The organism is Methyloceanibacter sp. (genome assembly GCF_041573655.1).
Taxonomy (GTDB): Bacteria; Pseudomonadota; Alphaproteobacteria; order Rhizobiales; family Methyloligellaceae; genus Methyloceanibacter.
Genome location: NZ_JBFFQD010000058.1, coordinates 1 through 11,327 on the forward strand (window position 1 = coordinate 1; position 11,327 = coordinate 11,327).

The 11,327-nt window shown below is 61.5% G+C and carries 7 protein-coding genes; 2 read left to right on the forward strand and 5 right to left on the reverse strand.

The features are described 5' to 3' along the window. Positions 1 to 2,282, forward strand: a 2,282-nt coding sequence (locus tag ABY454_RS10915) for a fatty acid cis/trans isomerase (protein ID WP_372930622.1), incomplete at its 5' end; no start/stop codon positions are given. A 10-nt stretch (positions 2,283 to 2,292) separates the two neighbouring features. Here ABY454_RS10915 and ABY454_RS10920 read toward each other — a convergent pair. Beyond that, the gene (locus ABY454_RS10920; protein WP_372930624.1) at positions 2,293 to 3,051 is read right to left on the reverse strand and encodes a flavodoxin family protein; all 759 of its coding nucleotides are present in this window, start codon (positions 3,049 to 3,051) and stop codon (positions 2,293 to 2,295) included. 608 nt (positions 3,052 to 3,659) lie between these two features. Further along, positions 3,660 to 4,229 carry a TetR/AcrR family transcriptional regulator gene (locus tag ABY454_RS10925; protein ID WP_372930625.1) on the reverse strand — a complete coding sequence of 190 codons (570 nt, stop codon included), beginning with the start codon at positions 4,227 to 4,229 and terminating at the stop codon, positions 3,660 to 3,662. A gap of 247 nt (positions 4,230 to 4,476) precedes the next feature. On the opposite strand from ABY454_RS10925, the gene ABY454_RS10930 reads away from it, so the two are divergent. After that, positions 4,477 to 5,820: an alpha/beta fold hydrolase gene (locus ABY454_RS10930; protein WP_372930626.1), complete on the forward strand. Its 1,344-nt coding sequence runs from the start codon at positions 4,477 to 4,479 to the stop codon at positions 5,818 to 5,820. On the opposite strand, the gene ABY454_RS10935 is transcribed toward ABY454_RS10930, so the two are convergent. The 3 genes from ABY454_RS10935 to ABY454_RS10945 form a co-directional block, all read right to left on the reverse strand. Then, entirely contained in the window at positions 5,817 to 6,209 is a 393-nt protein-coding gene (locus ABY454_RS10935) for a YidH family protein (RefSeq protein ID WP_372930628.1), read from the reverse strand. The two genes, ABY454_RS10930 and ABY454_RS10935, sit on opposite strands and share 4 nt — an antisense overlap. 85 nt (positions 6,210 to 6,294) lie before the next feature. Further along, positions 6,295 to 7,614 carry an NAD(P)/FAD-dependent oxidoreductase gene (locus ABY454_RS10940; protein ID WP_372930630.1) on the reverse strand — a complete coding sequence of 440 codons (1,320 nt, stop codon included), beginning with the start codon at positions 7,612 to 7,614 and terminating at the stop codon, positions 6,295 to 6,297. Positions 7,615 to 7,670: 56 nt separating this feature from the next. Further along, on the reverse strand, positions 7,671 to 11,327 hold a 3,657-nt coding region (locus tag ABY454_RS10945), incomplete at its 5' end, for an aminotransferase class III-fold pyridoxal phosphate-dependent enzyme (RefSeq protein WP_372930632.1).

Sequence of the window (11,327 nt, forward strand, 5' to 3'; positions counted from 1 at the left end):
CCACAACTGGACCAGCGGAGGAGCCGGCCGCAAGGTCGGCAGCGCCCGACTACACCGCCGAGATCCAGCCCATCTTCAACGCACGCTGCATCGCCTGCCATGGCTGCCTTGGCTCGCCATGCAACGTCAAACTTTCGTCGTTTAGCGGGGTCGAACGCGGTGGCTTCGGCGAGAACCCCTATTCAAGCCATCTGGAGAGCTCTCCGCGCACGGGCATGAACGTGGTGCAGACGACAGCACAGTGGCGCAAACGCGGATTCTATCCTGTCTTGTCGCGCGACGGCTCGAGCCAAGAGAACGTCGCCCGCTCGATGCTCTATCAAATGGTCAAAGTCGGCGCGGGCCACAATAAACCGGGCTTCTCGCGCAAAGCCCTGATGCCCGTCTACGCCAAGCGCTACGACCACCAATGCCCGGCGACACCGGAAGCCCTGGGCACGCACCTCAAGCAGCACCCCGCTGCCGGCATGCCCTTCGGCCTGCCTGCGCTCGACGACAAGGACGTCACGAAACTTCGGGCGTGGGTGGCAGCAGGCTCACCGGGCCCGGCGGATAAAGAGCGTCGCGCCGCGGAGATGGTGACGGAACCGGCCGCTGTCCTCGCCTGGGAGAATTTCTTCAACGCATCCGACAAACGGTCCAAGCTCGTCGCGCGCTACATCTTCGACCATGTGTTTCTGGCGACGATCGTGCTGGAGGAAAGTCCCGGGGATTTCTTCAAGCTCGTTCGGTCCAAGACGCCGTCCGGCAGCGCGAGCGCGAACCCGCCGGCTCCGGTCGAGATCATCGACACACCTCTCCCCTACACCGACCCCTACGCTCATGCTGGGGTCGATCGGTTCTACTACCGCCTGAAGAAGGTCACCGCGCCGATCATCCAGAAGAACCACTTCGTCTGGCGGCTCAAGCGTTCGGATATCGACCATCTCAAAGACCTGTTCCTGGGCCGCGATTGGGGCACGACGGAGCATCTCGATCCGCCGTGGGGGTCCGGAAATCCTTTCCTGGTCTTTCAAGCCATCCCGACCGAAGCGCGTTACCGCTTCTTGCTGGAGAACTCCGAGCTGATCGTGTCCGGCATCACCTACGGCCCGGTCTGTCTTGGACAAACCGCGACCTTCGCAGTCAAGGACCAGTTCTGGGTCTACTTCGTCGATCCAAAATACGACGTGTCGGTTCTCGATCCGAAACTGGGACTGGACACCTGGGACACGTTTATGGACCGGTCGCCGCTCGGAAACGACGCGTACGAGGCCGCCTACGCCGCCGCGCTGAAGAAGCTCCGTCCCAAGGGCTACACGATCGACGCCATTTGGAACGGCGACCGCAAGAATTCCAATGCGTGGCTGACGGTGCTGCGCCACGAGAGCAATGTCTCGGTGATGAAGGGCCGGCAGGGCGGCATTCCGCGCACGCAATGGCTCATGAACTATGGCGGCTTCGAGCGCATCTACTACGACACCGTCGCCAGCTTCGAGTACTGGTCCGGCGACATCCCGAAGCTGGAAACGCTCGTGTTCTTCAACTATCTGCGCCAGGAGTTCGAGGACAACTTCCTGCTGCTGTTGCCAGAAGGCGCGCGCCAAAAACTTCGCGACGACTGGACGCAAGGCATCGGGCAAGCCGCGCTCGCGCTGGAGCCGTTCGCCGGCGCCGATCAGCCGACGCAAATCAAGACCAACAAGAACGATCCTCTGCTCAGTCTGATTGCGGACATTCAGGCCCATATGGGCGAGACCGTCAGCGGACCGCCTGACCGTTTGAACCCGCGCGTCAAACCGGATGTGTCCTTACGCGACCCGATCAAGAGCTATGACGACTGGGTAGCGGCGGCGTCACTGCTGACCCAGACGCAGGACCATAAGTTTCCGCGCTACCTGCCGAGTGTCATCTTGCTGAAGCTGAACGATGGCGAGGACTCGCGCGTCTATTCGCTCATCGCCAATCGTGTCTATGCCTCCCAGGACACGATCCTGTTCCAGGACGGCCAGTCCCTGCCGGACCTCTATACGATGAGTATCTATCCAACGATCGTCGGCGGCTTCCCGAACTATTTCTTCGAGATGGATCTGGCGCAGGCAGACGACTTCCTGCGTGGCTTGCGCGATGTCGGGTCGCTTGCCGACTGGAACGCGTTACGCGACCGCTACAGCGTCTTGCGCAACGACGCGCGGTTCTGGCCGACTTACGACTGGTTCACGCAATGGAATTTCGAGAACCGCAAGTCTGACGCGGGCTATCTCGACCTCTCCTACTACGACCTCTTCGACTCGGTCTATTGAGCGCGCGCGCCTACGAGCGGTAATCGGGGTTCTCGTAGCCGAACCGGCACCCGGCCTTCCACGCCTCGCGGTTGTTGCCGTGATTGGGATAGCCGCCTGCGTCCTTCAAGATGCGCGCAAGGTGCATCAGGTTCCAGGTCATGATCGTGGTGTTGCGCTGGGTGAAGTCGTTGTCGAAGCCGATGGGCCCGGCGTCTGATGGATCGCCATAGGACGCCCCCGGCCCAGCCTCGCCGATCCAGCCGCAATCGGCCTGCGGCGGGATGGTGTAGCCGAGATGCTGAAGCGCGTAGAGGATACTCATGGCGCAATGCTTCACGCCGTCCTCGTTGCCGGTGATGACCGTGCCGCCGACCTTGCCGTAATAGAGGCTCTGTCCCTTGTCATTGAGCAGGCCGGACATACCGTAGAGCCGCTCGATGAGGATGCGGCAGATGGAACTCTCCTCCCCCAGCCAGATCGGCGTGGCGACGATGAGAATGTCGGCGGCCTCGATTTGCGGCCACAACGACGGCCAGTCGTCGCGGTCCCAGCCGTGCTCGGTCATGTCGGGATAGACGCCCGAGGGAATTTGATGCGCGGCGGCATGGATCTGCGCCACGCCCACGCCGCTCTTGCGCATGATGTCCTCGGCGACCGACAGCAGCAGCCGCGTGTGCGAGTCTTCCAGTTTGCGCTTGAGCGAGCAGTTGACGGTGACGGCTGTGAGATCAGAGAAGTCTGTCTTGTTCTCGGCGCAGAGCTGCTCTTGTTGGGCATTGAGCGGCATGGCGGGGGCTCCCAGTCAGTGACGGCGACGGGCCCACTCTATCCGGCTTCTGAGCGCACCGGTGACCACATTGAATAAACTCTCGGTGATTGCCCCCCTCGATGCAAAAAATTGAGAGTGGCCGCATGGGAGGGGAATGCGGCCACTCTCCTGAGCCCTGACTATCGATCCAGGTGGGTCTGATAGAGGTTCGGGAAACCTTCCGCGGCGACGGGGGCGACGCCAACGGTCATCAGGGCGGTAGCAATCAGAAGGGTCTTCAGCATTTTCGTTCTCCTTAGAGAGGTTGGGGCAAGGCTCTGCCTTGGGAGGAACAGGGGCCTTTGGTTTTTCGATCTAGCGATCGAGGTTCGTCTGGTAGACGTTCGGGAAGCCTTCCGCGGCGGCGGGGGCAACGCCGGCGGTGACCAAGGCCACCGTAATCAGGATCGTCTTCAACATTGTCGTTCTCCTTCGAGTTGGTTGGTTGCTCTGAACGCCCCGTTGATATCGGGTTTGGAACCGTTCGTTCAACTAACAAACTCTCACAAACGCGTGTTTGTTGACCGATTGGTCTATAACCAATCCGTGATGAGGCCGTGAGGAGCTTGAGCGGCGCGGGGCTCACGCTACACCGTGCGCAACGCGCTATCGATGATGGCTTGAAGGTCTTTGGGCGGATAGCCGGAGCGCGCCAGGACGCGCAGGCCCATATAGGTGTTCAAGATATACGCGGCCGTGGCTGCGCGGCGCTTGGCCGACCAGCGCCCCGCCCGCCGGCTCTGCTTGAGGGCCGTGGCGATGCCCTCCTCAAGCCGCCGGAACATCGAGGACACCTTGGCTCCGACCTCCGGGTCGCTGCGCGCCTGATCGACGGCGGCGTTACACAAGAAGCAGCCGCGGTGCGAAGCATCGACCTTCGCACCCTCCAGCATGGCACGCACGCGTGAAAACCCGTCGCCGGCCTTTGGGTCGCTGAGAAACGCGATGCCCTCTTCGACTTCCGTCTGGTCGTAGCGATCGAGCGCGGCGAGGTAAATGCTGTGCTTGTCCTCGAAGGCTTTATAGAGACTGCCGCGGGCGATTTTCATGGCCTTGAGCAGGTCCTGGAGCGACGTGCCCTCATAGCCCTTCAGCCAGAACACGCCCATGGCGCGATCGAGCGCCTTGTCGATGTCGAATTCCCGCGGCCGCGCCATTCGCCTTCCCCCTCGGCGGATCATGGGGGATTCGTGACCGTTCGGTCAACTTTTTGCCCCGGCGAAACACCGAGCCCGAGCGAACTCACAGCTTTGCTGCATCCCACCTAAGCCAAGAAATCGGCCAACATTGCCGCCAGGTTGGCGATAGGGGGCACGATCTGATATCCATCAGCACCCGTTGTTTGAGTCGCCGGTGAATCTTGGGGCCCGGGCTCAGGCTTGGAGCAGGGTCGGGGGACGCACCATGAAATACCTAAAGTGGCTTGGGCTCGTCCTCGCGATTCTCGCGGTTCCCGTCGTCGCCGCCTATGCCATCGATCGGCTGTTCCTGGCGCCTGATTGTCCGGACTGCCACACCGAGGCGACGCGGGCGCTTCCCCTGTTCGACGGCACGCAGGACGGCTTGGTGCGCATACAAGCCAGCACCATGGAGTTTCGCGCGCGGGCGGCGGGATTCGACAACGCGCATGGCGACGGCGTGATCTTGCTGCATGGCTTCCCCGAGACCTCGGTCATGTGGGAACCGCTGCTGGGCGAACTTGGGGACGCAGGCTACCGCGCCATCGCGTTCGACCAGCGCGGCTACAGTCCAGACGCGAGGCCGTCGGGGCAGAAGGAATACACCAAAGGCAAGATTGCCAGCGACGTGCTTGCGGTCGCCGACGCGGCCGGCTTCGACAGGTTCCACGTCATCGGCCATGACTTTGGTGGCATCATCGGTTGGACCGTCGCCGACCGCCATCCGAAGCGGGTGCTCAGCCTCACCTCCCTGTCCACGCCGCATCCTTTGGCGATCGCCAAAGCACTTTCGAACGCAAGCTCGCAATGGCCGCGCAGCAGCTATGTCCTGTTCTATTGGCTTCCCCTGCTGCCTGAGTTGGCCTTAGGCTTCGATCAAGCCGCACTTCTCAAGTCCTTGAAGTGGCGGGATCACACGAACGAACAGGTCGAAGAATACCGGCGCATGTTCAGCGAACCCGGCGCGCTCCATGCCGCCTTGAATTGGTATCGGGCATTCAAATTCCGCTCCCTCGACCCGGTTGGCAAGGTTCGCCCGCCGACCTTGTTCATCTGGGGCCGCGAGGATCCCGCCTTCAGCCGCATCGCGGTCCTCGAGACAGCAAACTTCATGGATGGCGCCTACCGCCTTCACCCCGTCCCTGCGGGGCATAACCTCCTACTCGAAGAACCAAAAATCGTGACCGCGGACATCTTGGCGCATCTCGATACCGCGACGAAAGTCGCCAAGCAATGGGCCGTGGCGCTGAATGAGAAGCCCCAAGACAACGACTCGCCATGCGACCAGGCGCCGCCGAAATGCCTGCGCATCGTCCTGTCACCGAACGGCGGCACGTTCAGGATCCGCAATCGCTGCGACGATGCGTACAAAGGCGTGGTTCGCATCTCCTGCTCAGGCTGGGCGCCCGACGCCGCAGTTGAGTATCGCTTCAGCCTCGGCGCCGAGACGGAGATGGCACAAGAGAGCACGGGCCTATCCAACGGCACGTGCTACTACCGGCATCGGCTTTGCGCGAAGAAGGGTGCACCGCCGCCCCAGCCCCGCCCTGCCGCGCTGTTCCCGTTCTAGAACAGTCCCGGGAAGACCAATGGTATCGTCGCGACAAGCAGAAGGACGGCGAGGATCACCGACAGGCTGAGCTCGGTGGCCATGCCCGGCGGGTGAATCTTTTGATCGTCGAGGCGGTAACCCGTCCGCACAAAGCGGAACGTCGCCACGATGATGAAGGCAATGCCGACAAGAACAAAGCCCTGGCCCGCGCCATGACCGAGATGGCTCGACAAGGCCTCGAGCTGCGCGCGATCTGCAGGGTTGATCGAAACTGCGGCCGCCATGGTGCGCACGAAGAGATCGAACCGGTCGATGAGAAAGCCGAACGCAATGACGGCAACACCGGTGCGCAGCCACGCCAGGAAGGTCCGCTCATTGGCGGCGTGGTCGGAATAGGATCTGATCATGCCGAGCCTCGGTCCTCTAAAGCTGCGTTAGCTTGGCCGAAAAGCGCCAAGAATGGCTTAAAGCCGCCAGCAGAGCCCTGGAAGGCTAAAGTGGCAAGGCCGGCCAATCCACGCTTTCAATCTTGGGCCGCTTGGAGATCCCGAGACCATCGAAGATGTCGTTGAGCACGTCGTCGCGCAAATTGTTAGTGGCCTGCAATGCCATGAGCTGCAATTCAGCGTCGCTGCTTGCACTTATGGCCTCCTTGGCGCGATCAAGCTCCTCTTGCGAGAGATGATCATGCCCATTGGGCAACGCGAGCAAACGGAACAGGGCAACTCTATTGCCGAACTGGTGCGAATAGAGTTCGCGGTTCAGCTGAGCTTCGCTCGGTTTCTCCAAGGAGCGCGAAATGGCGTGCGCCGCGATCGATCCTGAGAACATGGCAAGGACAACGCCAATGGAGTTGATCGGGTCGACGAAGGCTGCAGCATCGCCGGCCAGGTAGCAATTGCCGACGGTCAAGGCAGCGGGCTTGTAGGCGTAGTTGCGCAAGTTCCGAAGGCTTCCAGGGATGAAGTCGTCTTCATCGAGCAAGCGGCCAGTCAGCTCAATATTGGAAACATGGCGCCGGAATAGCTCTTCCCGATCCTCCGGCGAGTTGCCGCGCAACTCGGACAGACGTTCCCTGGGTATGATCACGCCCACGCTAACGCACTTGCGCAGCATGATATGCCACGACCACCCCCAGCCACCAACGGTCGACATTAGCGTTGCCGGCGGATGCTCAAACTTTTCCTCATCGTTGCGAACGTCGCCGTCAAAAGTCAGGTATTTGCTCTTGCGGTAGTATCCCCAAAACGCCGAGAACCGCAGCCCTTCGTCGAAGACGCGCATCTTCAATTGGTTGGCGACGACCGCCGCCTGTCCCGAGCAATCGAGGACATAGCGCGTCTTCAGACAGCCCGGCTGCCCGTCCGCGTCTCTATAGTTCACCGTCGTGATGGGGCCTTCCAAGTCATCGATGGTCGTGACCTGCACGCCCTGAAACACTTGCGCGCCGCCCGCTCCGGCCTTGCGCAATAGGATATCGTCGAAGATATCGCGCTCGACATGAAGCGGCGGCCGCTCATGCCCAAAGTCGCGAAACCTCAGCCGGCGCAACTCGCTGCCCCAGTAGGAAAGCCCGCCGCCTTTGGACAAAAATCCCTCGCTGACGATGTCCTCGGTGACGCCGAGCTCGTCCGTATAACGCCAGAAGTGAGGGATTAGGCTCTCGCCGACCGTGTTTCGTGGATGAGCTGCCTTGTCGATAAGCACGACTTGATAGCCGCGCGACGCCAACTTATTTGCAGCCGTCGACCCAGTCGGCCCGCCGCCGATGACAGTGACATCGCATTCTTGTGGAATAGTTGGACTGCTCATGCGCGCTTTCCCGCCAACACCAAAACGATATTGAGAGTTTTTGCTCTCATGTCTGCTTAATCGATGTCGATAGCGAACGGTTTCTCCAGAGAGACATAGCCCAGACTGAAGCCGTATTTGCGGCCCAGGGCATGGCAGTGCCGAACGCCACTGGCATGAATGTCACCGATTGCGCTGAAGCCTTGTTTGCCGGCGAACCCCAGCAGGGCCGTCTCCGTCATGCACGCCAGCAAATGGTTTTTCGGCAGTTCAATAACATCCAACGTGAACTGGTTGTTCTCAGGCGCCTTGGCAACGCCGCCCCGGATGAAGGCGATATCGGGCCGCTCCGTGACGAGATCGGTATCGACGTCGGTCGGCACCGACACGTCGCAGATGATTTGAGTCGTGGAACCGACGTTTGACGGCGTCAGGATCGGCGTGATGGAATTCGAAGCCGTCACGATCACGCTGCAATCATTTAGATCCTCGATGCTACCAGTCACGGCAAGGAAGGGGTCGGTGCCATAACGCTCAATCACCGCCTTTCTCAGCCGCGCGCCCGCTGAGGGGGCCTCACCGTTCATCTTGACCCCATTGGACGAGGCGAGCCTTGCTTTCAGTTCAAAATCGGCGATTTCAGCCGCCAGGCCCGTCAAGAGCTCACTCCCATGAAGCTGTTGCTGCTCCAGCGCGGCGTCATAAGCTCCAACGGCCGCGCGTTCGACCCGCGCGATGCTCGCATTCCGGCCGACGAGGTGCAGGCGAGGGAAATACTCGCTGAGCAATTGCACGAGCGTAGCGCCGATATTGCCGCCCGCGCCAACGATGCCAACCTTGGCCGTCGCAGGATCGATGTCGCGCTCGCGCATGGCCGCAAGAACGGCCTCTACAACAAGAGCGACCGTGTACGTATTGCCCGTCGTGATCTGCAACTCATCGAAGCCATTGCGCACCGCAAGCCCGTTGCGCGTAATCACCGAGAGCAATCCGCCAAGCCCGACGACGCTCGCACCTTCCTCGGCAAACTGGTTTACCGCCGCATTGACCCGTTCCACGATCTTCGCAGACTCGCCGTTGCGGAGGGCCTTCACGATCGCGCGGGCCGTCAACGGCAGCGTATAGACCTGGAAGTTCAGGGCTTCGCCGGACGAGGACAGCAGCGGCACGCTCTCAATCAGGATCGGGTCGACCAGCCTTTCGGCAAGACTCTCCCGCTCCCTCTCTGTCAGGTTCAGCAACGACGGATCCAGGAGGCCGATATCGTTCGAGCTGATCATGTGGCCTAGGAAGACGGCTTGCTTCTGGGCCGCCGTGACGCTGGCATGGACAGGCTCTGTCCGCCCCGCGACGGGGTTTTCACTCAACTTGAACGGCGTCTGCCCCTCCCTGCGGAAGCTCTGGGCCAGATGACGCACAAGATCGGCTGCATTGCCCGATGCGATGACTTGGCAGACGGCCTCAACGCTCCGTACGGCTTGATCCATCTCTGCACGCGATATGTAGGCGGACGGCTCCAGGCGCAGCGTCGATGGACGGGACAATGTGGTTCCGACGCGAACCCCGCACCGATGCAGCAGATAGCTCGCGACAAACACGCCCAGAAGCCCCTGCTCCGACAGTCCGCGTATCAGCTGCGAGGCGTTGTCCTGCTGGCTAGAAAGCTCAAATCCGGCCATGAGCCCGCAACCGCGCACTGCCGATAGCACGCCAGGATACCGCGCCTTCACTTCTTCCAGACTGTCGGTGAGATACTTACCGGCGACGCGCGCGCGCGTCGCGATATCGTCCTCATCCAAAAGCTGCAGGGCACGCAATGCCACCAAGGCGCCGTGGTCGTCCTCGGCGAAGGTCGAGGTATGGGCGAAGCCATAACCCTCGGCATAGCGTTCGGCATCGATCAGCAAGGCCGTCGTCTTTGTCAGACCGCCCCCGAGACTCTTGCCGAACAGATAGTAGTCGCCGCGCAAGTCGATCAGCGACGAAGCAGTAAACGCGCCGGCGCGCCCCATACCCGATTGAATCTCGTCGACGACGATCGGACATTCGACCGCGTCGGCAAGCTTGCGCAACGTGCCGGCAAAGTCTTTTGACAGCGGGAAAATCCCGCCTTCGCCCTGGATCGGCTCCAAGAATAGCCCGGCGATGCGGCTGAAGCGGACAGGGCCGTCGCTCGTCTCGATGTCCCCCTGGTAGCGTTCAAATATCTCCGAGGCTGCCGCACTGTCGTCTCGCGGCAGCCAAACGACTTCAAACGGCCCGTTCAGTCCGAGCGCATCACGGCCCGGCGCATGCCAGGTCAAACTATACGCCCCCAACGTCTTGCCGTGATAGCTGCCCTCGATAGCCAGGACGACCGGCGGCTTGCTAAGGGCTTCCGGCGCGTCGATGCCGGCGCTGTTGCAAGCCGCATCAAATGTCTTGAGGCGTTGGCTCCACTCAAACAACGCGTGCTTCAGTGCGGCATCGACCATCTCGGCGCCGGTGCTGCCAAGCACGACCCGATAGTCGCGCCCCGTGAGGGCAGCGACACGCGAGACCAAGTCTTTCGCAAGCGTGCCCGCCGCCGTGCGATTGGCCATTTGCACGAATTTCGGCCTGTGCGCGGCGAGAGCCTCCCGGAGCACACCAACCAAAGCGGGATGGTTATGGCCGAACAGCGTAGAACCGAAGCCGCCAACCATGTCGATGGCATGGACCGGCACGCCGAATCGCGAACCGCTCAGCCGGTCGCCAACCGCCGAGTCGAAATCCACATCCAGCAACATCTCCTGCAGCGCCGCAGTGAAATCGGGCCGTATCGTCTCAAGGTAATCTGTGGGATCGGCGCGCTGTTTGATCGCCTCCAGAAACGCGCGCGCATCGCTGACGCTTTGCTCATCGACGGTTTGGGGCCCGTTTCCCTGATCGTGTCGCTTGCCGGCCACGGGGACTGGAACCTCGACGCGCGGCAGATACGGCGTAAGCGCCGATACGCTTGGCGGTTCGGGAGACTTCGGCGCCGGCGCCGATCCGTTACTCTTCGCCCGTGCGGTTGTCACGAAGGCATGGAGTGCGTCAACAGCCGCACCGAATGTCATGTCCTCGGAGAAGATTTCCGGGTCCGGCATAACGCCGAGCTGCTTCTCAAGCCGCAGCCCCAACTCAAACGCGGCGATGGAGTCGATGGTGAATTCATCGAACTTCGTGCCTTCGCCGATGTCATCCGCCATCATCGATGTTGCTTGCGCAATGTTACGCCGGAGCAGTTCGAACAACTCCTGCCGCGTGATCGTTGAAATAGCAGAGGCGGCCGGAGGTTCTTGCGCAGGCGTTTGCGCAGGTGCTCGATCAGGCGCAGGCTCTGGCACCGGCGCCTCGGAACGGACAGTCTCAGACGGCTTTGCCACCTTGGCGGGCGGCGCTGTCCGGGGTCCCGGAACCGGCGCGCCGTCGGTAAACCAGAACCGAGTGCGGTCAAAACAATATGTGGGCAGCGCCAAACGCCGGCGGCTGAAGGGTGCATCGAGCGCCTGCCAGTCGACGTCGACGCCGATGACATAGAGGGAGCCCAGCACCACCGCCAGCTGCTCGCAGTCGTCCTTGCCTTGGAACAGGCAGGACATCAGAGGCGTACCACTTGCGGCGCCAATCTCCGCGAGTAGAGCGGACTGCGATCCAGCCTCGACGATCATATCGACACCGGCCGCGAGCGCATCGTCCAACGCCTTCTGGAGCTTTTCGATTGTCTGCTC

What these genes read in the sequence shown, in the direction of transcription:
- ABY454_RS10920 (WP_372930624.1), bottom strand. Translation starts at nt 3,051, where the DNA reads ATGCCGCTCAATGCCCAACAAGAGCAGCTCTGCGCCGAGAACAAGACA.
- ABY454_RS10925 (WP_372930625.1), bottom strand. Translation starts at nt 4,229, where the DNA reads ATGGCGCGGCCGCGGGAATTCGACATCGACAAGGCGCTCGATCGCGCC.
- ABY454_RS10930 (WP_372930626.1), top strand. Translation starts at nt 4,477, where the DNA reads ATGAAATACCTAAAGTGGCTTGGGCTCGTCCTCGCGATTCTCGCGGTT.
- ABY454_RS10935 (WP_372930628.1), bottom strand. Translation starts at nt 6,209, where the DNA reads ATGATCAGATCCTATTCCGACCACGCCGCCAATGAGCGGACCTTCCTG.
- ABY454_RS10940 (WP_372930630.1), bottom strand. Translation starts at nt 7,614, where the DNA reads ATGAGCAGTCCAACTATTCCACAAGAATGCGATGTCACTGTCATCGGC.